This is a genomic window from Azospirillum terrae, assembly GCF_053470425.1.
This window is the reverse complement of the sequence record NZ_JBPXMR010000012.1, coordinates 60,590-82,809: the sequence shown is the minus strand read 5'-3', so window position 1 is coordinate 82,809 and position 22,220 is coordinate 60,590. Positions and strand designations below refer to the sequence as shown.

Genomic DNA, 22,220 nt, shown 5'->3' with positions numbered 1-22,220 from the left:
ATCAGCCGGCCAGCTTGGCGTCAACGACGCGCTTAATCATCGTCTCGGCCGTCTCGCGCAGCAGGGCGTCGATGTACTTGTCGCACTCGGCGACCGTGGCCTGCTCGGGCGGGCAGCCGGCCTCGATCAGCGCCGTGCGGGCGGCGACGCGCAGCCGGTTGCGGTCGCGCGGCGACAGCTCCGACGACACGTGGTCGTGCGGCACGATGACCAGCGGGGGAAGGTCGTCCGGCGCGTCCATCGGTCACCTCCAGCGTTGCTGAAGCGACGATGCGGCGGCGGCGGTGACCCCGCTATGCACGGCGGCTGGGGCCAAGAAAAACCCCGCTGGGGACCAGCATCCCAGGCGGGGCAAGGCGGTTGCACAGGGAGAAACGCACCACGAAGAAGCTTCATCAGTGTAGCCGACTGCGGCGACTGTGCTTAGCAATTAGGGGGTAGGATCTGGCGTCCGCTCCAACTCGTCCATCACCGAAGCCAAGGGTTCCCGGTAGGTGGCGAACGCCGCCACCGCCGCGTCGTGCGCCGTGTACCCCTCGGCCATCAACTGCACCGCCCGGCGGGCCACGCACCGCAGAACCTCGTCCATCATCTCCTGAAAGATCGTGACCATAGGAACATCGTCCGGCCGGATTGAGCAGGCTTTATCCATGAGCTGTCCCCTCTCCCCGCGCCGCGCGCCCGGTTTTGACCCCCACCCCCTTCGCGAGAAGGGGTACGGGGGGTGACCGCGCGCGGCGCGTTCAGTCGATCTTGATGTTGACGACCAGCGTGGTGTCGCGGCTCACGTCCTCGCGCTGCACGCCATGGCCGGTGCGGTCGGCCGCACCCAGCGCCGCCTGGATGCGCACGTACTCGGACTTGGCGTCCATCAGCCCGTCGATGGTCATCAGCGCTTTCAGCCCGAGGCGCGTCTTGAAGTCCCGCACGATCTCATCGAGCCGCTGCTGCACGTGAGGTCGCTTGAGCGCGCGGCCCAGCGTTTCGCGTCGGATACCAGCGTCTTGCGCTGCGTTGGTGATGTGGCCACCCTTCGTGACGTAAGCGTGCAGCGCGCGCTCCAATTTGCGCCCGATCTTGTAGTGTCGGGGCACCTCGGGCGCGGGTGCGCTCGCTGGAATGAGTTCATTCATGTTGGGAAACTCCATCAAGGGGACCGCCGCCGCCGCAGTCCTTTCCCTAACAACCTGTTTCACGTTGTATACTAAAAACGCACACTGTTGCAGAGAGTGAACGGCGTTTACTCCCCACACCAAGTCCTTGTCAAAGAACACTCTTTGCTTGTCTTGATAAAACTACCCCCAATGCGTTCATTTGTTCTCGCATCTGCTGCCGCATCTGCTGGCAGACCCATGCTGGGTCCGCACCCCGGCCAAACACCGCCGGCTCGCTGGCCGGCGGACCACGCATCGGCCACGGCTGATGAGCATCGCGTGGCGAACGAACGGGTGCAGTGGGATGGGGCGGTGAGCGGCGGCAGCGGCAATGCCCCCAACCATGGAGACTGTGATGTTGGTGATTTCTTTCATCGGCAGGACTTACCCGCACAAGGACCGGCTCAAGGCGTTTGGCGCGCGATGGGACGGCAAGTGCTGGGTCATCCGCACCGAGGACAGGGCACTGGAAGACCGGTTGCGCACATGGTGCAACACAGTGTCGAATGACGCGGCATGGGTTGGCATCACGGTGCTCGACAACGAGGGGCCACGCTATACCAAGCTGCCAACCCGAGCAGCCAAAGGCAACTTCGACACAGCGAACTGGTCAAGCAAACGGATGCGAGCGCACGGTGCCAAGATGTTCCGCAAACGCTAACGGACGACAGGCATCGGCACCAGCACAGGCGTCGGCGCGGGCACTGATGTGCCCCACCACATGGCCCGGTCAGCCAAGTCCTGCTGCATCAGGCAATTGGCGAAGCCGTCCGTTCCTGGCTTGAAGCCGTATCCAAGGCATGCCTGATTGTGATCGGCGGCGCAGGCGCTCAGCGCCAGAAGCGTTGCGAGCATCCCCCACCGCATGACACACCCCGCTGATGCAGTGTCGATCTCGCACGATCATTGCCCGAGATCCCCCCGCCTGACCATTCATCACAATGGATAAGCGCAGGGCGGGTGCCCCCCGACCGGGCAGATGATCGTGCTCGGCCGCCACGCCGCCCGACAGCGACAGCGGAACACGCCGCCCGAGCATCGAGGCTCGGGCTCGCGGCCAAGAGGCCGGCGTGTCCCGTGTCTTGTACGGGCGCCTGCTCCAAGCATTGCTAAGTAGTATTGGCTTAGCAATGGATAATTTCTTTAGGCACACAGCAACTACACTTACGTTTCCTGTCAATCAGCCGCAAGGTACGGTATAGTATTCATGCTGAAAAGCGAACGGGCCAAGGGCTGCAACCCCTGACCCGCTCTGTCCACATCCCGATGAATGGAGATCGGTCATGGCATACCGCGACAATACCACCCACATAGCCCCACAGGAACTCCCCCTTTCGGCGATCCGTCAGGAGCCGTACCGCCCGCGCTTCGACGGCATCGACGCCGTGGACGCTGTGGAGAACGGGCGCACCGACTACGATGGCGACGACTTCACCGACCGCCTGGACTATTCGGCCGAGTTGGAAGCCGTCATTGAGAAAGGCGACGCGGCGACGGTGCTGCACCGGCTGATGACCGGGCTCAACATGTCCTTTCCAGGTGATCTGGTTGTGTTCCGTCGTGACGACGAGCCAGCCTATGCCCCCTGGACAACTTTGCGCATGTCGGTGCTTCTGGGCATCTGCGACAGCATCTATCGCCAGCTCTACCGCGAGTTCACCGACAGCCACGGCCGGGTGCAGACCTCGGGATTGATCCCACAGCGCGACCGGGCGTTTGACCGCGCCAAGCGGCTGTATGGCTGCCGCAACCCCGAGCGCTTGCAGTTCGCGCTGGAGAGCATCCACCGGCTGGACGAGCAAATCAATTACCTGGAGGAGATGGGCAACGCCGCCGCCGCGGTCTACGACGCCGCCGCCGCCAAGGCGGACAGCCGCGGGCTGTTGGCCGACTGGTTGCCCATGGAGTACCAGAAGCCGGCCGAGCGGCGGAAGCTGTGGGCGCAGCAGAACGCCGCCTCGCCGATGTCACCCGTCGAGTATGAGTTGATGGTGCGCATCGAAGGCCGCGACGCGGCGGACGCCGAAGTGAAGCGCCGGCAAGAGGCGTGGGCCTCGCACATGGGCGCCAAGTAGACCACGGGAAGGGGGAGGTGCATGCCTCCCCCGGCCCTGCCGGGCTGGCCGCAGCTCCTCCCTGCGCCGCCCGGCGGGGTCCACCGTGTGTGCCCTCAGAGAGAAAGGCGGTGCCCCTTGATATGAATTGTTAAGCTTCGTGAACATCTTCGTCGGGATTTCATCACTCCACGCCCTCGGCACGCAAGTGTCGGGGGCGTTTTGTTATTAGTTTGTAACTTTCACCCGCAAATGAGGGAGGCATCCATGTCCAACGCCCTGACCATTTACTCGAATGTGCACCCAACAGTCCGGCCCAACGTGATCGAATACATGCCGGTGATGCGCTACCGGGTCGGGCTGATGATCGGCTTCGTGCTGAGCTGGGTGGTCAGTCTAGCCGCCCTCTACGGCACGTTCGGCGCCGCCATCCAGGCCGTCACCGTGGTGCTCACGGCCTTCCAGATCGGGACGCTGGTGATGCTGTACCGCATGGGCGTGCTGCCGTTGGTGACGCGCTTCTGGCTGGCGGTCTTTCGCGGGAGGTGACGATGAACACGACGTTCGACTTCGAGGCGCTGGTCAAGGACGTGATGCTCTACGCCAGCCCGCGCCAGTGCACCGCGGCGGTGCGCCTGTACCAGGAAGCCGACCCGGTGCGCTTCCGCGCCCTGGAGCGCCTACACGACAGCCTGGACGCCGTGCACACCACCCGCGTCGGTCTGCCGGTCTACGCCGACCAATGGGACAACCGGAGGCGCTGAGATGCCCAACAACGACGAGTGCGTCATCTGCCTCATGGTGTTGATCGCGGTGTTCGCCACGCTCATCGTGCTGATCGTCATCCTCACCGGGTGACGCCATGGGCTCCTTGGTTGTGCTGGGCTTTCTGGTGGCCTGCTCGCTGGTGGCCCTGATCTTCCGCATCGGCGTGAAGCGCGTGTTCGGCTACGGCGCGCTCGCCGACCTCGCCGGGATGGCGCTGCTGACCGCGCTGTTCCACGGCACCTACGCCGGCATGGTGGTCGCCATCATCGCCGGTTTGTTCTTCTCCGGCTTCATCTACGCGCTGCGCCGCCAGCTCGGCTACGAGCGCTACGAGTTCCGCACCCGCAAATGGGTGGCCGTGTCACCCGACCCCATCGCCCTGCCCACACCCGGCAGCATCACGACGAAGATCGGCCTGTACGCAATGGTCTTCGTCTGCCTGCTCGTCGTGCTGTTCATGGCGACCGCGGCCCTCACCGGAGCGGCTGCGTTGGTGCTGGCCCCCTTTGTGGGTGCGGGAGCCGCCGTGCTGACCCCCTTCATCGTCAGGAGGCTGTCGTGACCGCCCTCAACATCCCGCTGCCCGACCCGCACTTCGACTTCGCGGTGCAGGCCATCGCCCACCGCCTCAACCCCTGCGGCTTCGACGTGAGCGACGACGCGCCGCAGGACTACGAGGCGATGCTCCACCTCTACAACACCACCGGGCGCATCTGCGTGTGGTCAGGCGCCAGCGGTCGGACGATCTTCGGCGACCCGGAGGTCAACTACGCTTTCCGCGCGTGGCACGACTGGTGCCACATCAAGGCCCACCTCCCCTTCACCACCGCGGGGGAGCACGCCGCCGCCGCCCTCCAGTGCAGCCACATCAAGCGCTTCTATGGCGTCAGCTTGCGCACGCAGCACTGGTGCCAGCTCGTGGACGCCGAGGTGATCGGCCAGCGCCGCTACTTCGAGCGCCACCACCGCTTCCCGGTGGACCAGAGGGCTTTCGACCTGACCTACATCCAACAAGGACCGGAAGTGGCCTTGGGACGGACCTTCTAAACGCCAAAGGAGTAGGCGCTACGCCTCCTTTGGTTGTGAAAAACTTCACACTGAAGGGAGGTGAGGTCAAATACCTTACGATGGTATGCGTTTGCTGGCCCTGGCCCGAATGTGGGCGTCGGCGGCGAGCGATCTGATGGAATTTGAGGACCGCATGGATCTGGTGCGGGAACTCGAACAAGACGAAGCCCGGCTCACCGCTGCCCGGCGCGAGGAAGAACCTACAAATCGCCTCCTTGTTATCCCATCCAATCATTAGCAACAGGACAACTTACCGCAGCGCAAAATACGTCTTGGCATCTCTGTCATGCCATGAGCGTGATGATACGCTGCTTTTTCTTAGCGTGATTAAATCATTGCTTACCAACGTTAATAAGTCACGATTGCGTCACTAAAGTATAGGAATTATACCCCATCAGCGACGGGGCACAAGTGCCCCACCCATGCTACGTTTTGTCCATGCAATTCGATGCCTTGAGGCGACGCGCGCGGGAGCTTGGCGTTCCTTTGCGCGACGCATACCGTACTGCCGGGGTGGACCGGAAGACTTTTTACCGTCATCGACTTCGTTTGAAGGAACCGAACGCGCGGACATACCGTGCAGTCAACGATGCGCTGACACTGCTGTCCGGCGAGAGCGCCCCGAACCGCGGGCATTGGAACGCCGGCCTGAAGGTCGAACTGGTTCGCTTGCGTCACCACCGCGGCTTCACGCAGAGCGACGTGGAAGAGCTGATCGGCGTCACCGGGTGCTTGGTCGGAAAATGGGAGGCGAACATGCGAACACCGGGAGCCTTTCTTCTGACCTGCTGGGCCGAGGCCCTGGACGCCAAGCTGCGCCTCATCCCCAACGAAACGCTCCCCGAGGTGGACGCCATCCTGGAGCGCTTCTATGCCCAAGCGTAAGCCCCCGTACGTCTCCGGCCAAGCCGCCGGCCGCCACGCGACATGGGTCGAGTGCGACGGGCACAAGTTCCCCTCGGTGAGGGAGCGCGACCGCTACCTGCACCTCAAGATCCTGGAGCGCGCCGGCCGCATCGAGCGCCTGACCCTCCAGCCCCGGTTCCCCGTCGTTATCGACAACGAGCACGTCTACCTCTCCCCGCCCGGCACCCGCGGCCGGCGCCCGCTGACCTATGTCGCCGACTTCTCGTACTTCGACCGGCTGACCGACAAGCGTGTCATCGAAGACGTGAAGGGCGTGCGGACCAAGGAATTCCTCATCAAGCGGGCGCTCGCCGAGGCCGTCTACAAAATCAAAATCACCGAGGTCTGACCATGCGCAAGACCTATTGGAAGGTCGTCTGGCACGACCGGGATGGAAACCTTCGCATCGACTATGCAACCTACAGCGCAGACGCCAGCAAGGCGTGGCACGATTACGTTGCCAGCGTCGGCGGCACGATGCAGGGGATGCAGGTCACCAGCCAACTCCCGCCCAAGGAAGGACCGCGCCATGTGGTCCAGGAGCGGTAGCATGCCGTTCGCCGCCCAACTGGACCGCCGCGTCGAACCGTGGGACTGCATCCTGCTCACCGCGCTGTCGGCCGCGCCGCAGGACACGCAGGGCTGGACGCGCGTCGGCGTGCAAACCCTGGCCGACACGCTGCGCGTCTCCAAACCGTGGGTCATCAAGGCGATGCGCCGGCTGGAGGGCGCCGGCTGGATCGAGGCCCGGCGCAAGACCGATCCCACCACCAACGCCGACCTGCCGACCGAGCGGCGGGTCAACTGGTCGAACCCCGTTCCCGGTTTGGACGGGGACACCGAGGCATCGACGATTACTCCGGGGGTAAACGAGGATTACCCGGTCGAGGCCGAGGGCGATCCGTTGCCGGACGGCTTCCCCACCCAGGCGATGGTGGCGGCGGCGGCGGGGAGCGCCCCGCATCTGCCGATCCGCCGCGTCGTCGATGATTTTCGCGCCTACCACACCGAGCACGCCTCGCTGCGCAAGAGCTGGCCGAAGGCGTGGCAGGTCTGGGTGCGCAAGGCCGAGAAGGACTACCCCCATGAGCGACAAGGATCTGGTGCCGTACCGGGCTCCCTTGATGCCCGCCGCCGGGCCGGCGCTTCCCGCCTCGCTGAAGCGGCTGCTGGATATGCCCTACGCCGACCGCATTAAGGCGGTGACCGCCGCCGACCGCCGCGCCGTCACCCGCTGGGTGCAGGCCACCAGCGCCTACATGGCGCCGGCCGGGGCCGACGACATCGGGCTGGTCATCAACGGGCTGTTCGAGGCGTACGACCTGCCGCCGCCCTCGAAGTTCGCCCTGCCGCACTGGTTCGAGGCGCTGGGTCGCTACCCGCTGTGGGTGCTGGAGAAGGCGGCCGGCGACACGATCCTGGAGAGCCCCCACAAGCCAACCATCGCCGACGTGGTGAAGCGGGCCGACGCCGCCGCCGCCCCCCACGCCACGCTGCTGATGATGGCCCGCATGATCCTGGACTACGGCCAAGCGCCGGAGCCCGAGGAGCCCGTCAGCGATGAGCGACGGGCCGAGGTGCGCGAGATCCTGGCGGCGGCCGGGATGCGGCGCATGACCACCGAACCCACCGATGGAGAAGAAGGATGACTGCCCAGGATGTTGCAGCGCCCATCGTCGTCACCGTCGCCCTCGAACCCGACCCCATTCTGCGCCTGTGCCACATCTGCCGGGGCACCGCCCAGGTGATCTTGAGCCTCCAGGCCGTCTACGCCATCGACGACGCCTACATCGCCGCTCCGGTCAGCCGCCTGATGGCGCAGGTCACTGAGATCGAGCGGCTGCACCGGGAGGGCAAGCTCCATGCCTGACCTCTACACGCCCCTTCCCGCCCACGAGACGATCAGGGCGATTGGAGGGTCTGATATTCAAAGGATCTACAAGGGCGACTGGCATCAGCTCTGGCTGGAGAAGACCGGCCGATGCGCGCCGGAGGATCTGACCTGGAAACTACCGGTGCAGATCGGCCGCGCCCTGGAGCCGGTCATTCTCGACTTCTACGGCCACCAGGAGAAGCGCGCCGTCGCCACCGGCACCCTGATGCGCGAGCACATGCCGGGCCGGCGCGGCTTCAGCATGCCGGACGGGCGCTACACCTTCATCCACAAGTCGGTGGATTGGGCCATCGGCTCGTTCGACGGTATCAGCGTGGCTCAGGACAGCGACGGCACCACCGCCCGGCTAGTGGAGGCGAAGACCACCAACTACTGGAACGCCACCAAGGAGGTGTCGCGCTTCATCGAGAGCTACGCGCCGCAGCAGCAGTGGTACATGGAGGTCGGCGGCTTCGGCAAACTAGACTTCGCCTTCCTGGTGGACAACCAGCGCCTCCAGGTGGTGACGCTGAGCTACGACGAGCAGTTTGCCTCGATCCTCCTCGCCGAGGCTGAGGAGTTCTGGCACCACGTCATCAACGACATTGAGCCGCGCATCGGCCGCCCCCAGCCGAAGGCGCCACAGCCCCGCGTCGTGCGCACCAAGCTTTACGACATGGCCACGGGCAAGGAGGGCAACGCCTGGGCGGATGCCGCCGGGCGCTGGGTCACCAACCGCTGGGCGGCGGCGGCGTTCACCCAGGCCGCCACCGATCTCAAGTCACTGATGCCCGAGGACGCCAAAAAATGCTTCGGCGCCGGCATCACCGCCACCCGCGACGCGGCCGGGCGGGTCACCTTCACGGCCGACAGCGACAAGGAGTGAGCATGGACGAGAACGTTGACGAGATCGTCGTGGAGATCGCCCGCGAGACGCTCAAGGGCGACATCCGCGACTTCCTGCTGGACCGCCTCAAGCACGACAAGAGCCCGCTGCCGTGGGACGCCCAGCCGGAGCACGTGCAGCGCGAGACGATCCAGGCGGCCGAGCGCGCCGCCGAGCGGCTGATCGAGAAGGTCGCCCAGGTCGTGCGCGGCGAAGGCCGCATCGTGGTCGAGATGGCCTTGGAATACTTCGTCGTGAAGGACGGCGTGCGCGCCACCCTGACCGCGCCGAAGACCCTGGACTTGCTGGCCCAGCTCTCGGCCGCGCAGGGGTCCACCGTCTCGCTGGTGTTTGTCTCCACCGAGCACGTCCAGGGCCAACGCAAGCCGCGCTTCGCCAAGCCCGATCAGGCGACCTTCCTCGACGAGGACACCGGCCAGGAGTTCCCCGCCCCCACGGAGGAACCGCCGCCGCCCATCGAGGAGCCGCCGTCTGAAGACCCACCGGCCACCGAGCCGCCGGCCGAGGAACCGAAACAGGAGGGACCGAAGGACGAACCGGAGGTGGCGAGGGCGAAGCGCCGCAAGCGCTCGTAGCGCCTGCGGACACCCCACACCGCACAGCCTGACGGGAGGGTCGAGTTGTCGAGGCCCTGCCCTCCCGTCCAACAACGGAGCACCACATGGCTACCAAAAAGGAAGCCGTGGAGGAAGCTGGTACCCAGAAATACGACCATATGACGATCTGGGATCAGCTCAAGACCACGGACCCCAAGCACACAAAGGCGTTCACCCGGTCGGGTGGTTTCCGCGGCACGGCGATTAAGCCGATCTACACCGACGAGAAGATGACCCGGCTGTTCGGCCCCTGCGGCGTCGGCTGGGGCATGAACAAGCCCGAGTTCCTGATCCAGGGCGATCTGGTCTTCTGCACCATCGGGCTCTGGTACGTGGCGCCCAACGGCGACCGCAGCCAGATGGTCTACGGCGTCGGCGGCGACGTGCTGGTGAAGGGCAAGACCCCGGCCCCGCACGACGAGGCGTTCAAGTCCGCCTACACCGACGCGCTCTCCAACGCCATGAAGCACATCGGCATGTCGGCCGACGTGCACATGGGCCAGTTCGAGGACAGCAAGTACGTCCAGGAGGTCGGCGCCGACGCCGACGCCGAGGACCGCAAGCGCGCCTACGACGAGGACAAGGCGCTCGCCGACAAGATCCTCGAAGAGGCGTCGTCCCAGCACTCCAACGGCGGCATCGACGCCGTGATGCGCAACGCCTCGCACAAAATCAAGGCCATCAACGAGCGCAACCCCGGCGTCGTCACCCGCCTCAAGGGCGAGGTCGAGCGGCTGCGCGCTCAGTTCACCAGGGAAGGAACCGCCGCATGACCGCCATCAACGCCACCCCGATCACCGCCGAGATGATCCAGGCCATGCTGTCCGACAAGACGGCCTACGACAAGTTCAAGGAGCATCTGGCGATCCAGGTCGAGTGCACCCTCTACGACGAGGCCACGCCCGACTACAAGGCCAGCGTCCGCGACACCCTCGCCGCCAACTGCTTGCTGGGCTACGCGCTGGCGCTGGAGGCCAACACGCCGCTCACCAAGCAGAGCGTCGCCAACGCGCTGGTGCACGCCGCCGCTTATCTGCTGCGCGAGTGGTGCCCGCCGGAGATGGCCGAGGAGGCGAAGACGACGCTCGCCCAAGTGCTGCTGGCGGACGGCGACGAGATCCACGTCGGCCATCGGCGGGAGGCCCTGCAATGAACGTCTGGACCTTCACCGGGAGGCTCGGCGCCGACGCCGAGCTGCGCACCACGCAGGGCGGCGAGAAGCTGCTCTCGATGCGCGTCGCCAACGACGTGGGCTACGGCGACCGCCGCACCACGCAGTGGGTGGACTGCACCGTCTGGGGCCGCCGCGCCGACGCCCTGGCCGAGTACCTGACCAAGGGCAAGCAGGTCGTCGTCTCCGGCGAGCTGAGCCTGAAGGAGTTCGAGAAGCGCGACGGCACCAAGGGCGCGACCCTCGCGGTGCGCGTCGCCGAGATCGACTTCTTCGGCGGCCAGAAGGACGAGGCCGGCGGCGGGCGGCGGGAACCCCCGCGGGGCGAGGCCGGCGGCGCCTACCAGCGCGGCGGCTACAGCGGCCCGCGTCACGATGATCTCGACGACGAGATCCCCTTCTAGCCATGAGGATAACCGCCGCAACGCGCAAGGCGCTCCAGTACATCTGGGACCGATCCCTGGAAGGACGCAGCATTCCAGAACTGGTCGCCGACTATTACGAGGGCGCCTTACGCTGCGGCCAGCCAGCCCGTGGCGTCTTCAACTTGATGGACTTGGTGCGAGCGTACCAAGACCTAATCGAAATCATGGAGCGGTCGTATGACCAAGCCCCCCAAGACTGTTTTGAACGATACCGAAGAGTTCGAGAAGGCCAAGAGCGCCGCCATGCTGATCGGTGCCTTGCTGCCGAGCATCACGGAAACCCCTGGCGTCGCCACCATGGCGCTGATGATGGCGGCCTCCTCCCTCGCGCTGACCAGCAGGTCGGTCAACGACGACATCGACAAGGCCACGCGGGTGCTCACCGAGGCGCTTGACTTCGTGATGGCGTCGCACCGGCTGCGCCAGCAGCGCGAGGCCCTGGCGGCGGCGCCCATCGCCGGGATGGCGTGATGCCCGGCCTGCCGTCCCCCGATGACCGGAACGCCCAGATCCGCGCCGTCCGGCGCGAGATCATGCGGCGGCGCCGCGAGTACCCCCACCAGATCAAGGCGGGGCTGCTCCGCGACACCACCGCGCAGTACGAGCTGGATGTCATGCAGGCCGTGCTGCGCACCCTGACCACCCTGCGGGAGTGCCAAGACGATGGTGATGTTCCCCTTGCTCGACGCGCCGAGGCCCGCGCTGCTTGACGACCTCGTTCCCGAGCATCCGGCGTTCGTGCGCTACCGGCGGCTCGTCGATCACCTCGACCGCATGGAGGCCCGCGGCCGGATCAGCGGCGAACGCCGCCGCGAGCTGCTGAAGCGCGCGGCGGCCCTGCTCGGCATCACCGGCAACGGCCGGCTGGAGCCGCGCCGGCTGCCGAAGAGGGCACGCCGATGACCAACTTCACCCAGGCCATCCCGCTGCGGACGGTCGAAGCGCAGATCCTCAAGCGCAACCTCCTGGTGCTGATCCAGCAGTACGTGTCGGAAGCCAAGAGCCCGCGGCTCAGCGCCGAGGAGCGGGATCTGGCTATGATCGAGGCCAGCAACCTCGGCGACATCGTGGACCGCTGCGACAGCCTCATCACCCGCAACCGGACGAAGGAGATGGCCGGATGAAACACCTCGATCCGCAAAAGCACCCGTGGCTCGTGAGGATCGCGCACTACGGCCACGTCGTGGCCCACATCTGCTACCTGGGGCTGGTTGCGGTGGAGAGCCACGGCCTGTACGGGGTCGCCGCCGCCGCCCTCCTCGGGTGCGTGTTCCTGCACATGGCCCTTGGCCTGGGGGGGGACTGATGCGCCACCCACGCGACATCCCCCACCACATCAAGGTCAAGACGGTGGTGACGGCCGGCGTCAGTCTGGTGACCATGCTGTCGCTCGCCATCACCATCGGCTACCTGCCCGAGGCGTTCACGCAGTCGGTGCACATCACCGGCCTGCTGGTCAACCTCATCTGGATCTGGGAGTGAGATGATCCAGGGCTACCTCACGACCAAGGGCGCCGCCACCTATCTCGGGGTCTGCGAGAAGACCTTCCGGCGCATGGTGGCGGCGCTCCCATCCGCCAAACGGCCACGCCCCATTGCCTATCCGGGCGTGTCCGTTCGACGGTGGCGCGTCGCCGATCTTGACAGCGCGTTCGCCGACGCCTGCGCTTCCGCCGGTTGGGATCAACTGGTGGAGGAGAGGTCGCATGTCACGGAGGGACGCCGAACTCGCATGGGACGAAGCCGTGGGCGTTAAGAAAGCCAGCTACGCGACCGGCACGCTGGGATGGGTGCTGGGCGAATACCGCCAGTCGCCGGGCTACAAGGCCCTGCGGCCCGCCACACGCACCAATTACGAGGCGTGCTTCGACCGCCTGCACAAGTACCGCAAGCAGCCCATCGCCGGGCTGAAGCACCGCCATATTATGAAGGTCCGAGACGATCTGGCCGCCACGCCGGGCATGGCGAACCGCATGATCGCCGCCCTCCAGGCGGTCTGCGCGTTCGCCCGCAGGCGCGGCTACATCGAGATCAACCCGGCCACCGAGATCGAGCGCTTCAAGCTCAAGGGCTGGCGGCGCTGGAGCGACGCCGAGCTGGCCGCCTTTCATGCGGGGGCGCCCGAGCCGCTGAAGCGCGCGCTGATCCTGGCGCTCTACACCGGCCAGCGCTGCGCCGATCTGGTCGCCATGCGCTGGTCGGACGTGAGCGACACCGGCATCCGCGTCACCCAGGCCAAGACCGGCACGCCGCTGGTGGTGCCCATCCACCCGGTGCTGCGCGAGCACCTGAAGGCGTGGCGGCCCGCCGCCGCCACCACGGTGTTGACCAACCAGCACGGGCGGCCCTGGAAGAACGGCCACGCGCTGACCGGGCGCTTCTCGCAGACCATCGAAGAGCTGCACCTGAAGGGCTGCACCCTCCACGGGCTGCGCAAGACCGCGGCGGCGCTCCTGGCCGAGGCCGGCTGCACGACGCGGATGATTATGGCGGTCACCGGGCACGCTTCGCTGGGCGAGGTCGAACGCTACACGCGCGAGGTGGACCAGCGCGCCCTGGCCCAGGCGGCGGTGAAAAAGCTGCGGCACGGGATGTTCGGGAAAACACCTTGTAAGTCTTTGAAAGCTAAGGCGTCCAACGTTCCTTAATGGAATGTATATTCCGGGCTCGCCGGTAGGTTAATACGGCCAAACCGCCCGCCCCTACCCCTTATGCGCCGTCGCATGGACCCGCAGATCGGCTGCCAGACGGCCGATGGCCGGCGCCCAGTCGTGCGGGCGGTCCTGCCGGTACAGCCGCATGGTCGGGTACCACGGGCTGTCGTCGCGCCCCAGCAGCCAGCGCCAGCAGCCGTCGAAGCGCGACAGCACCCACACCGGCTTGCCCAGCCCGCCCGCCAGATGGATGACCGAGGTGTCGACCCCGACGACGAGGTCGAGGTTCGCCACCAGCGCCGCGGTGTCGGCGAAATCACCGACGCCGTCCATCAGGTCGAGGATTTCCAGGCCCGGCGGCGGGTCGCGCAGCTGCTCGGCCGGCGGCCCCTTTTGCAGGTTGAGGAAGCGCACGCCGGGAATGCCGGCGAGCGGCGCCAGCTGGTCCAGCGTCAGCGAGCGCTGGCGGTCGATGTGGTTGGCGTGCGGCACGCCCTTGCGGGCCTCCCCGGCCCACACCAGACCGACGGTCAGCGCCCGGTCGCGCGGTACGCGGGGGCGCCACGCCTCGGCCAAGGCCGGGTCGGCGCGCAGGTAGGGAACGGCACCGGGAATGGTGTCGAGCCGCGTTGCGAACGCCCGCGGCAGGCTGAGCAAAGGGCAATGCACGTCGAAGGGCGGCAGCGGTTCGCCGTAGGCTAAGACCCGCTCGACGCCGGGAAGGCTCTGCATCAGCCACAACAGCGGCCTCTGCACCTCCAGCAGCACGCGCCCGCCGCGCTCCACCACCAGGGGGGCGTAGCGGGCGAAGTGCAGCGTGTCGCCCATTCCCTGCTCGGCGTGCAGCAGGATGGTGCGGCCCTCCAGCGCGTCGCCGGTCCATTGCGGCTGGGCGAAGTCGCGCCGCCGCACCATCCCCGTGCGCCAGCGCCATTCGTATTCGGCCCAGCCCTCGTCGAAGCGCGCCAGGGTCAGCAGCGCCAGGGCGTGGTTGAGGTGGACCAGCGCGTCCTCCGGCAGCAGCACGGTCGCGGCGGCGTAGGCGGTGGCGGCCTCCTCCACGCGGCCCTGGGCCTTCAGCGCGTTGCCCAGATTGTTGTGCGGCGCCGCGAGCGCGGGGTTGAGCGTGATGGCGGTGCGGCACACGGCGGCCGAGTCCTCCGCGCGCCCAAGCAGGAGCAGCGTGTCGCCGAGGTGCACCCAGGATTGGACATGGGCCGGCGCCAGGGCGAGGGTCCGGCGATAGGCGGCGACCGCTTCGTCCAGGCGTTCCATGCCTTTCAGGGCGTCGGCGAGCGTCGTGTGCGCCGTCGCGACGGACGGATTGAGCCTGATGGCCGTCGTGCAGGCGGCGGCTGCCTCGGCATGCCGGCCTTGATGCCGCAGGACGGTGCCCAGGCCGCCGTACGGCTCCGCCCACGCCGGGTTGAGGCGGATCGCCCTGCCGAAAGTGGACAGGGCCTCCGCGGGACGGCCGTTTTCGAACAGCGCCTTTCCCAACCCGAAATGCGACGCCGGAAGGCCGGGCCGGAACAGGATGGCCGCCCGGTAGGCCGCCGCCGCCTCGTCGCGCCGGCCAAGCGCCGCCAGCGCGTGCCCCAACGGTTCGCAGGCGGAGTGGAGGGACGGCGAAAGGACCCGTGCGGCGCGGTAGGCGGCCACCGCCTCGGCCATCCGGCCCGATGCCGCGAGCGCGTATCCGAGGGCGAACCACGATTCGGCGGAGCCGGGCACGAGGGCGACGGTGGCCCGGTAGGCGGCAGCCGCCGCATCCCAGCGCCCACATTCCACCAACACGGTGCCGCGGTTGAAATGGGCTTCGGTGAAGCCGGGATCGGCTTCGATGGCGGCGCGGTAGGACTCGGCGGCCTCGTCGAGCCGTCCCTGCTGCTTCAGCGCGAGGCCGGCGTTGTAGAACGCCGTCGCCTGCATGCGCGCCACCTTCGCGCGGAGCGCCGCGGCTGGATCGGCGGATCGTTGGTCCACGGTGTCCCCCTTCGGCTCAGGCGGAACAGGCTTCGACGAAGCCCGCGGCGAAGACGCGCCATGTGTAGGTTCCGGTCATCCAGGCGCGGGCCCGGTCGGCGCGCTCCTGCGCCGCCGTGTAATCGGCGTAGAGGTCTTCCAGGTGCTCGACCAGTTCCTCGACGGAGGACTCCATCCAGCCGGTCCGGCTGCCGTCCGGGTTGGGCAGCGGCGTCTGCCGCTCCAGGGACAGGCAGGTGTCGGGGCGGATCACATCGACGTGCCCGGTGTTGGCGGACAGCACGACGGGGACGCCGCAGGCCATGGTTTCCATGGCCACCAGATTGGTGCCGCCCTCGCACCGGTTGGGGAACACCGCCGCATGGCAGTCCGCCAGCACCGATGCGAAGGCACGCCGCCCGAGGAAGCCCAGATCGACGAAGGCGTCGGCCGGCACGCCGTTGGCGACCGCCCAGTCGTGGATGCGCAGCCGGCCGTCGGCGCCGATCTCCGGTGCCGCACGGCACAGCGGCGATTCCGCGATGCCCAGCGCCGTCTGGGGCCAGTGGTTGTGCCACGCAGTGACCAGCAGCGCGTCCGGGTGGCGCTGGTGGAAGACGCGGAAGGCGGCGAGCACGATGTCCTGCCCCTTGCGGAACTCCAATTTCCCGCCGGAGAAGACGACGAAGCAGTCGCCGAAGGCGCCGGTGGGCGGCTGGGGCGCCATTTCGTCGGGATCGACGCCCTGGATGACGGCAACGACGTTCTCCACGCCGCGCTCGTCGAGCAGCTGCTTGTTGTAGGTGGACAGGACGATCATCCGGTCGTAGCCGCGCGCCCGGTCGAGCACCGGCCCATCGATGCGCGTGTCCTCGAACGCGGCGGCGCCGATGTTCCGCAAGCTTTGGAATGGGATGGTGCTCGGGGTGCGCACGAAGCCGTTGCCGAGGACGTGCACGACGTCCACGTCGCCGGTGCGGATGACCTGGCCGGAATGCTGGGCGCTGAGCGCGGCCAGCGCCTCGTAGTCCCGCTCCAGCGAGCGCAGCCGCAGCTGGTTTTCCAGCCGCAGCGTGTCCATCATCGGCCTCATGAGGAGGATTGGCGGCCGGCGTTGCTCCATCAGGTGCACCGCGGTGTGGACGCCCACCAACCCCCAGCCATGCGCCTCGGAAAGCTGCCAGGTGAACGCGAGTTTGTTGGCCAAGGCGGTGGTCCCGTATCCGACGACGCCCGCCAGTCTCGGTCAGAATTGTTAACCAACATTTACGAAAGCGTCTCTAAGCTGGCCGTCTGCCGCCGCTTTTCTCCCCCTTTTCTGCCGACCGGATGTGCGATGTTCAGCGAGTGCGATGCCCAGGTCTTGCGGTGCCTGTCCCTTGCGGTCCGCTTCCACCAGGGCGGCCGGCTGACCCAGGCCGCGGAGCTGTACCGAACCGCTCTGACGCTGACGCCCGACGAGGCCGATGCTTTGCACCTCTCCGGTCTGATCGCTTACCAGTCCGGCGACGCGGCGGGCGGTGCCGCGCTGATCGGCCGGGCCGTCCGCCTGCGCCGATCGCCGGAGTTCCTGTGCAATCACGGGCTTGCCCTGGAGGGCGCCGGGCGCCTGCCCGAGGCCGCCGCGGCGGCCCGCGCCGCCATCGAACTCGCCCCCGACCTGCCGGAGGCGCGGCTCAACCTGGGCAACGCGCTGAGCGGCCTGGAACGCCATGGCGAGGCCGTCGCATCGCTGAAGCGCGCGGCAGCTCTCCGCCCCGAGGATGCCACGGCGCACTGCGGCTTGGGATACGCGCTGGAGCAAATGGACCGCCTGCCCGAGGCGGAGGCCGCCAGCCGCCGCGCGGCGGACCTCAACCCCGGCCTCGGCGAGGCGTGGACCAACCTGGGCCGCGTGCTGAACGGGCAAGGGCGCACCGCCGAGGCGCTGGCCGCCTACGCAGCGGCGGTCCGGGCGCGCCCGGACAACCCGAAGGACCACTGGAATCTGGCGCTGGCGCTGCTGCTGAACGGCCATCTGGCCGAGGGCTTCGCGGAGTACGAGTGGCGCTGGCGGTACGACGGCTTCCCCTCGCCGCGCCGCAGCTTCGCGCAGCCTGCCTGGGCGGGCGAGCCGCTGGCCGGCAAGACCATCCTGCTGCACGCCGAGCAGGGGCTGGGCGACGCCATCCAGTTCGCCCGCTACGTGCCCGAGGTGGCGCGGCTGGGCGCGCGCGTGGTGCTGGAGGCGCACGCGCCGCTTCGCCGCCTGCTCGGCGGCCTGGACGGCGTGACGGTTCTGGCGACGCTGGGCGGCCCGCTGCCGGAGTTCGACGTGCATTGCCCGCTGCTCAGCCTGCCGCGGCTGGTGGGCACCATCCCGACCGACACCCCCTACCTCGGCGCCGAGGCGGGCGCGGTGGCCGAGTGGCGCGCGCGCCTGGGCGATGGGTTGAAGGTCGGCCTCGTCTGGGCCGGCAACCCCGGACACGCCAACGACCGCAACCGCTCGCTGCCGCTCGGCGGCTTGGCGCCGCTGCTGCGCACGTCGGGCGTGCGCTTCTTCAGCCTGCAAAAGGACCCGCGGCCGGGCGATCGGGACATCCTGGCGGATCTGGGCGTCATCGATCTCGGCCCGGATCTCGACGACTTCGCCGACACCGCGGCGGCGCTGACGGCGCTTGATCTGCTGGTCACGGTGGATACGTCGGTCGCGCACCTGGCCGGCGCGCTCGGGCGGCCGGTGTGGCTGCTGCTGCCCTTCCTGCCGGACTGGCGCTGGATGATGGACCGGTCCGACAGCCCATGGTATCCGACCATGCGGCTGTTCCGGCAAAGCCGGCGCGGCGACTGGGCGCCGGTCGTCGAGCGCGTCGCAGAAGCGCTGACGGAGATCGTTCCATGACCCTTCGCATCGGCGCCATCGGCTGGCGCAACCACGCGGCGCGCATGATCGAGGTGGTGGACGCTTCTGGCCTCGGCCGCGTCGCGGTGGTGTACCATCCCGCCACCCCGACCGACCGACCCGGCGGCACCACGCGTTTCGAGGACCTGCTGGACTGCGACGCGGTGATGATCCTGTCGCCGAACGACACGCACGGCGGCTATCTGCGGCGCCTCGCCGCCGGCTATGGCGGGTACGTCCTCTGCGAGAAGCCGCCGGTCACCACGCGGGCGGACTGGGAAGCGGTGCGCGGCATGGACAAGGGCCGCACCTTCTTCAATTTCAACCTGCGCTTCAGCCGCTGGGCGCGGCGCATCGAGGAGGCTCTGGCGGACGGACGGCTCGGCCGAATCCTGCACGCCGAGGTGCAGGCGACGCACGGGCTGGCCTTCAAGGACAGCTTCCCCGGCACTTGGCGCGCCGACGGGGAACGGCACCGGCACAGCGTGCTGGAGACCGTGGCCGTGCACTTCGTCGACCTGCTGGCCCACGTGATGGGGCCGGTGGAGCGCACCGACTACGCACCCTCCACCGCCGCCGGGCGCGGCACCGCCTACGACACCTGCCACCTCGCGACCCGCCACCAGGGCGGCGGCACCGCCAGCGTTCTGGCGTCCTACGCGGCACCGTCCGCGCTGCGGCTGTCGCTGCTGGGGACCAACGGCGTCCTGGTCTGCGATCAGAACGGCATTGCGCTGCATGGCCCGCGCGACACCTTCGACGCCCGCGGGAACTTCGCACCGCCTCCGGTGCTGTTCGCCGAAACGGTCGATTGGGCCGAGGTGTATGCGGAAGGGCTGGCGCGCTCGGTCGGGTTCTTCCTGGAGCATTGCCGGGACCGCCGGCCGCTGCCCGGCCGGCTGTTCGACCTCAGCCTGGAGACGAACCGGATGGTGCTGGACGTGGCGGCGGGGGCTTAAAGCTTCAGCCCGGCCACGCCGTCGAGGATGACGCCTTCCAGCGCCTTGCGCTCCAGCTTGGCGCCGAACAGCTTGGCGTGGCTGAAGTCGGCCTTCATCATGTCGCAGCCGATCAGGTTGGCGAAGGACAGGTCGGCGCCGGCGAAATTGACGTTGCGCAGGCTGGCGCCGCGGAAATCCGCATAACGCAGCTTGGCTCCGGTCAAGTCGGAGCGCATGGAGCGCTTCTCGTCGAACACAAGCGGGCGCAGGTTGGCGTTGCGCAGGTCCGCGTTGTTGAGCTTGGCATTCTTCAGGTTGATGCCGCGCATGTCGGCGTTGACCAGCTTGCAGACACGCATGTCCGCCCCCTCCAGCACCGCGGCCTGGAGCTGCACGCTGGCCATGTCCAGACCGTAGAACGTCGCCCTGGGCGCGCGCAGCATGGTGAGGCAGCCGTGCGCGAAGCTCGGCGCGTCGTGACGCAGATCGAACTCGGCAAGGTCGAGCGACGCGCCCTGGGCGCCGCCGGTGCCGACCCAGATGATGTGATCGCGCAGCAGGTCTTCCAGCGGCCGGTCGAACTCGGCCAGCGTGCGGCCGACCGGCGCGTCGGTCAGCGTGTCCTCGATGTCCGCATCGGTCAGGTCGGTCATCGTCATGGACGCGCCGGTGAGAATGGCGCCGCGCAGGCAGGCCCCGCGCATGTCGGCGCCCGACAGGTCGGCGCCCTCAAGGTTGGAACCGCTGAAATTGGCGCCGCGCATGGTGGCGCGCACCAGCTTGCACCCCTTCATCACCGCGTCGGTAAAGTCGGTGTGGATGGCCATGGCGCCGGACAGCCGGGCGTTTGTCAGGTTGGCGCCGGAGAGGTCGGCACCGGATGCCTCGGTCGGCTGGCTGTCGACTTGCACGGTGCGCAAATTGCCGGCGCGGTCCTTCTCGGCCAGCGAACCGTCGCGCAGGTCGGCCTCGAACAGGTTGGCGCCGATCAGCACCGCACCGCGCAGGCAGGCGCCGCGCAGATCGGTCTTGATGAGACTGGCGTTCTCCAGATTGGTTTGCCGCAGGTCGCAGGCGAACATCGCCGCACAGTCGAGCCGCGCCCCGGCCAGGTTGGCGCCCTTCAGCGAGGCGCCGACCAGATCGGCGTGCGCCAGATCGCGCCCGGCCAGATTGAGCCCCGACAGATCGCAGAAGGACAGGGTGGCGCGCGCCCCGCCCATGCGGGCGTTGCGGAACATTTCATGCCGCCGGATGACGGCGTCGAGCTGCGCCTGATCGAGCCTTGTGAGAGTGCGAGCCTGGTTCATACGCGGAGACTCCGTTCCGTCCCGGACGGTACCCAGGGCATCTTAAGATTTTGATAATGATGATCGCACGCCGCCGTCCGACCTGGAAAGGCGACGTGGAAAGGCAGGCGTGTCAGCCCAGCAGGTGGGACAGGTGGCGCGTGACGGCATCGTCGGCGTAGCGCTCGCGGAAGAAGCGATGCGCATCGCCGGCCATGCGCCGGAAATGCTCCGGCCGGCTGCGGATGTCGTCGGCCGACGCCAAGAGTTCGTCTATGGTCTCGAACTCGACGAAATGCTCGCCGGGGCGGAAGTAGTAGCGGACGTCCTCGCAGTATTCCTGAACCAGCAGGCGGTTCATGGCCGGCACCTCGAACGCCCGGCCGGTCAACGCGCGGTAACCGGTCGCCCGGCGGCTCAGGTTCAGGCAGTGCTTCGTCCGCCGCAGCCGGTCGAGGTACAGCGCCTGACTGGCCTCGACGCTCAGGCCGTCATCGCGCGAGTCGCTCACCGAGAAGTGCAGGAATTCCGGATATTGCCGGCTCAGCAGGTACCAGTACATCCGGTGGACGTTGAATGCCTCGATCGATCCGGCGAACGACAGCCGATGATCTCCCTCGGCCCCTTCGGCGGGCGCGGGTGTGGCCATCTCCGGGTCGATGCCCGTCATGACCGGGATGAAGGTGGCCTTGGCGGCGATGGCCGGGTTCGAGAAGGCCGATGCGTACGGATGGACCGCCCAGATGAGGTCCAGATGCGGCAGGCATTCGCGGAGCTGCACGTCCAGACCGGGCGTCCAGGCGTCGAAGATCATGCAGACAATGGCGTCGTAGTGCGGCCGCAGGCGCTGAAGGAAGGCGACCGCTGCCGGGATCTCGTTCGGCCCGAAGAAGACGGGCAGATCGACGAAGGCGAACCGCCGGCGTGCGCCCGCCCGGCGCGCGGTGAACGCATCGACCGCGTCGGGGTTGAAGCCGAGGTCGTGCCGCAGGTCGATCTGACGCGTCTTCCAGCCGCTCCGCTCCAGTCCGGTGGCGGTGCGCCAGCCGATGTCGTGCAGCCGCGAGCCGGGTCCGTAGAAGTGCTTGCGGATGAGGATGTCGGCCTCGACGCCGCTCAACGGCCGCTCCGCGTAGGGGAACACGTGGGGCCGGCCGATGGCCGGGAGGCGGCCCGGCAGCGCACCGGCATGGGCGCCGCTGTGTTCCGGATCGACCAGTTCGAGCAGCTTCAGGATCTTGCTGCATTGGCGCGCGGAGACGGCGTCGCCGCCGTACAGCGTCACTTTGATGGCGTTGAGGCAACACATCAGCAGTTGCGCGTGCTCGGGACCCGGCCGGGCCGTCGTGTGCGCCAACGCGCAGGTCAGTTCGAAGAAGGCGTCGGCATCGGCGAAGCGCCGGTCCATGACCGCGCAGACGGAGGCGACGATCAGCACTTCGAACGTCAGCTCCCCGCCGTCGAGCTCCCTGACGTTGTCCACCACGTTGCGCCGCACCTGGGGATTCAGCAGGTCTCGTTCGATGGAAGACTGCACCGGCGTTCCCCAGCAGATCCCAACCAAG

The 22,220-nt window shown here is 67.7% G+C and carries 33 protein-coding genes; 26 read left to right on the top strand and 7 right to left on the bottom strand.

The genetic code is table 11. The annotated features are described in order from the left end of the window. Position 1: 1 nt before the first annotated feature. From ACSVDD_RS23795 to ACSVDD_RS23785, 3 genes are all read right to left on the bottom strand, one after another. On the bottom strand, positions 2–241 hold the full coding sequence (locus ACSVDD_RS23795) for a hypothetical protein (RefSeq protein ID WP_448191893.1): 240 nt from the start codon (positions 239–241) through the stop codon (positions 2–4). Positions 242–430: 189 nt separating this feature from the next. Next, positions 431–613 (bottom strand): hypothetical protein, encoded by a 183-nt coding sequence (locus ACSVDD_RS23790; RefSeq protein WP_448191892.1) that lies wholly within the window; start codon positions 611–613, stop codon positions 431–433. Positions 614–743: 130 nt separating this feature from the next. Next, entirely contained in the window at positions 744–1,133 is a 390-nt protein-coding gene (locus tag ACSVDD_RS23785) for a hypothetical protein (protein ID WP_448191891.1), read from the bottom strand. A 376-nt stretch (positions 1,134–1,509) separates the two neighbouring features. Here ACSVDD_RS23785 and ACSVDD_RS23780 point away from each other — a divergent pair, with 376 nt between their 5' ends. From ACSVDD_RS23780 to ACSVDD_RS23665, 24 genes are all read left to right on the top strand, one after another. After that, positions 1,510–1,815: a hypothetical protein gene (locus tag ACSVDD_RS23780; protein ID WP_448191890.1), complete on the top strand. Its 306-nt coding sequence runs from the start codon at positions 1,510–1,512 to the stop codon at positions 1,813–1,815. A 622-nt stretch (positions 1,816–2,437) separates the two neighbouring features. Next, complete coding sequence (locus ACSVDD_RS23775; RefSeq protein WP_448191889.1) at positions 2,438–3,229, top strand: hypothetical protein; 792 nt, start codon at positions 2,438–2,440, stop codon at positions 3,227–3,229. A 246-nt stretch (positions 3,230–3,475) separates the two neighbouring features. Continuing rightward, the gene (locus ACSVDD_RS23770) at positions 3,476–3,757 is read left to right on the top strand and encodes a hypothetical protein (RefSeq protein WP_448191888.1); all 282 of its coding nucleotides are present in this window, start codon (positions 3,476–3,478) and stop codon (positions 3,755–3,757) included. Positions 3,758–3,759: 2 nt separating this feature from the next. Further along, positions 3,760–3,972 (top strand): hypothetical protein, encoded by a 213-nt coding sequence (locus tag ACSVDD_RS23765; protein ID WP_448191887.1) that lies wholly within the window; start codon positions 3,760–3,762, stop codon positions 3,970–3,972. A 98-nt stretch (positions 3,973–4,070) separates the two neighbouring features. Beyond that, positions 4,071–4,538, top strand: coding sequence for a hypothetical protein (locus ACSVDD_RS23760; RefSeq protein ID WP_448191886.1), 468 nt, complete (start codon positions 4,071–4,073; stop codon positions 4,536–4,538). After that, positions 4,535–5,023: a hypothetical protein gene (locus tag ACSVDD_RS23755; RefSeq protein ID WP_448191885.1), complete on the top strand. Its 489-nt coding sequence runs from the start codon at positions 4,535–4,537 to the stop codon at positions 5,021–5,023. Before ACSVDD_RS23760 ends, ACSVDD_RS23755 begins: the two co-directional genes overlap by 4 nt. Before the next feature lie 459 nt (positions 5,024–5,482). After that, a complete protein-coding gene (locus ACSVDD_RS23750; protein ID WP_448191884.1) occupies positions 5,483–5,929 on the top strand; it encodes a helix-turn-helix domain-containing protein in 447 nt (148 codons plus the stop codon). Then, the gene (locus ACSVDD_RS23745) at positions 5,916–6,299 is read left to right on the top strand and encodes a DUF1064 domain-containing protein (protein ID WP_448191883.1); all 384 of its coding nucleotides are present in this window, start codon (positions 5,916–5,918) and stop codon (positions 6,297–6,299) included. The genes ACSVDD_RS23750 and ACSVDD_RS23745 overlap by 14 nt, the downstream gene beginning before the upstream one ends. A gap of 2 nt (positions 6,300–6,301) precedes the next feature. Then, positions 6,302–6,499, top strand: coding sequence for a hypothetical protein (locus tag ACSVDD_RS23740; protein ID WP_448191882.1), 198 nt, complete (start codon positions 6,302–6,304; stop codon positions 6,497–6,499). 1 nt (position 6,500) lies between these two features. After that, positions 6,501–7,148 carry a hypothetical protein gene (locus tag ACSVDD_RS23735; protein WP_448191881.1) on the top strand — a complete coding sequence of 216 codons (648 nt, stop codon included), beginning with the start codon at positions 6,501–6,503 and terminating at the stop codon, positions 7,146–7,148. Continuing rightward, complete coding sequence (locus ACSVDD_RS23730; protein WP_448191880.1) at positions 7,036–7,599, top strand: hypothetical protein; 564 nt, start codon at positions 7,036–7,038, stop codon at positions 7,597–7,599. The genes ACSVDD_RS23735 and ACSVDD_RS23730 overlap by 113 nt, the downstream gene beginning before the upstream one ends. Then, entirely contained in the window at positions 7,596–7,820 is a 225-nt protein-coding gene (locus ACSVDD_RS23725; RefSeq protein WP_448191879.1) for a hypothetical protein, read from the top strand. Before ACSVDD_RS23730 ends, ACSVDD_RS23725 begins: the two co-directional genes overlap by 4 nt. Continuing rightward, entirely contained in the window at positions 7,813–8,709 is an 897-nt protein-coding gene (locus tag ACSVDD_RS23720) for a YqaJ viral recombinase family protein (protein ID WP_448191878.1), read from the top strand. The genes ACSVDD_RS23725 and ACSVDD_RS23720 overlap by 8 nt, the downstream gene beginning before the upstream one ends. Before the next feature lie 2 nt (positions 8,710–8,711). Next, positions 8,712–9,305, top strand: coding sequence for a hypothetical protein (locus tag ACSVDD_RS23715; protein ID WP_448191877.1), 594 nt, complete (start codon positions 8,712–8,714; stop codon positions 9,303–9,305). Between the two features lie 86 nt (positions 9,306–9,391). Continuing rightward, a complete protein-coding gene (locus ACSVDD_RS23710; protein WP_448191876.1) occupies positions 9,392–10,099 on the top strand; it encodes a hypothetical protein in 708 nt (235 codons plus the stop codon). Next, positions 10,096–10,479: a hypothetical protein gene (locus ACSVDD_RS23705; RefSeq protein ID WP_448191875.1), complete on the top strand. Its 384-nt coding sequence runs from the start codon at positions 10,096–10,098 to the stop codon at positions 10,477–10,479. Before ACSVDD_RS23710 ends, ACSVDD_RS23705 begins: the two co-directional genes overlap by 4 nt. Beyond that, entirely contained in the window at positions 10,476–10,901 is a 426-nt protein-coding gene (locus ACSVDD_RS23700; RefSeq protein ID WP_448191874.1) for a single-stranded DNA-binding protein, read from the top strand. The genes ACSVDD_RS23705 and ACSVDD_RS23700 overlap by 4 nt, the downstream gene beginning before the upstream one ends. Before the next feature lie 198 nt (positions 10,902–11,099). After that, positions 11,100–11,393 carry a hypothetical protein gene (locus tag ACSVDD_RS23695; protein ID WP_448191873.1) on the top strand — a complete coding sequence of 98 codons (294 nt, stop codon included), beginning with the start codon at positions 11,100–11,102 and terminating at the stop codon, positions 11,391–11,393. Further along, entirely contained in the window at positions 11,393–11,632 is a 240-nt protein-coding gene (locus ACSVDD_RS23690) for a hypothetical protein (protein ID WP_448191872.1), read from the top strand. Before ACSVDD_RS23695 ends, ACSVDD_RS23690 begins: the two co-directional genes overlap by 1 nt. Then, positions 11,586–11,825 (top strand): hypothetical protein, encoded by a 240-nt coding sequence (locus ACSVDD_RS23685; protein WP_448191871.1) that lies wholly within the window; start codon positions 11,586–11,588, stop codon positions 11,823–11,825. The genes ACSVDD_RS23690 and ACSVDD_RS23685 overlap by 47 nt, the downstream gene beginning before the upstream one ends. After that, positions 11,822–12,046 carry a hypothetical protein gene (locus tag ACSVDD_RS23680; protein ID WP_448191870.1) on the top strand — a complete coding sequence of 75 codons (225 nt, stop codon included), beginning with the start codon at positions 11,822–11,824 and terminating at the stop codon, positions 12,044–12,046. Before ACSVDD_RS23685 ends, ACSVDD_RS23680 begins: the two co-directional genes overlap by 4 nt. After that, positions 12,043–12,228: a hypothetical protein gene (locus ACSVDD_RS23675; RefSeq protein WP_448191869.1), complete on the top strand. Its 186-nt coding sequence runs from the start codon at positions 12,043–12,045 to the stop codon at positions 12,226–12,228. The genes ACSVDD_RS23680 and ACSVDD_RS23675 overlap by 4 nt, the downstream gene beginning before the upstream one ends. Further along, positions 12,228–12,404 carry a hypothetical protein gene (locus ACSVDD_RS23670; RefSeq protein ID WP_448191868.1) on the top strand — a complete coding sequence of 59 codons (177 nt, stop codon included), beginning with the start codon at positions 12,228–12,230 and terminating at the stop codon, positions 12,402–12,404. The genes ACSVDD_RS23675 and ACSVDD_RS23670 overlap by 1 nt, the downstream gene beginning before the upstream one ends. 224 nt (positions 12,405–12,628) lie before the next feature. Continuing rightward, entirely contained in the window at positions 12,629–13,570 is a 942-nt protein-coding gene (locus ACSVDD_RS23665; protein WP_448191867.1) for a tyrosine-type recombinase/integrase, read from the top strand. Positions 13,571–13,624: 54 nt separating this feature from the next. On the opposite strand, the gene ACSVDD_RS23660 is transcribed toward ACSVDD_RS23665, so the two are convergent. Next, on the bottom strand, positions 13,625–15,562 hold the full coding sequence (locus ACSVDD_RS23660; protein WP_448191866.1) for a tetratricopeptide repeat protein: 1,938 nt from the start codon (positions 15,560–15,562) through the stop codon (positions 13,625–13,627). A gap of 16 nt (positions 15,563–15,578) precedes the next feature. Next, positions 15,579–16,748 (bottom strand): glycosyltransferase family 4 protein, encoded by a 1,170-nt coding sequence (locus ACSVDD_RS23655; protein ID WP_448191865.1) that lies wholly within the window; start codon positions 16,746–16,748, stop codon positions 15,579–15,581. Positions 16,749–16,877: 129 nt separating this feature from the next. Here ACSVDD_RS23655 and ACSVDD_RS23650 point away from each other — a divergent pair, with 129 nt between their 5' ends. Together ACSVDD_RS23650 and ACSVDD_RS23645 are read left to right on the top strand one after the other, a co-directional pair. Then, the gene (locus tag ACSVDD_RS23650) at positions 16,878–18,425 is read left to right on the top strand and encodes a tetratricopeptide repeat protein (protein WP_448191864.1); all 1,548 of its coding nucleotides are present in this window, start codon (positions 16,878–16,880) and stop codon (positions 18,423–18,425) included. Further along, entirely contained in the window at positions 18,422–19,384 is a 963-nt protein-coding gene (locus ACSVDD_RS23645) for a Gfo/Idh/MocA family protein (protein WP_448191863.1), read from the top strand. Before ACSVDD_RS23650 ends, ACSVDD_RS23645 begins: the two co-directional genes overlap by 4 nt. Here the strand turns inward: ACSVDD_RS23645 and ACSVDD_RS23640 are convergent. Both ACSVDD_RS23640 and ACSVDD_RS23635 read right to left on the bottom strand, forming a co-directional pair. Next, positions 19,381–20,676 carry a pentapeptide repeat-containing protein gene (locus ACSVDD_RS23640; protein ID WP_448191862.1) on the bottom strand — a complete coding sequence of 432 codons (1,296 nt, stop codon included), beginning with the start codon at positions 20,674–20,676 and terminating at the stop codon, positions 19,381–19,383. The two genes, ACSVDD_RS23645 and ACSVDD_RS23640, sit on opposite strands and share 4 nt — an antisense overlap. 112 nt (positions 20,677–20,788) lie before the next feature. Then, positions 20,789–22,192 carry a glycosyltransferase family protein gene (locus ACSVDD_RS23635; protein WP_448191861.1) on the bottom strand — a complete coding sequence of 468 codons (1,404 nt, stop codon included), beginning with the start codon at positions 22,190–22,192 and terminating at the stop codon, positions 20,789–20,791. Positions 22,193–22,220 lie beyond the last annotated feature (28 nt).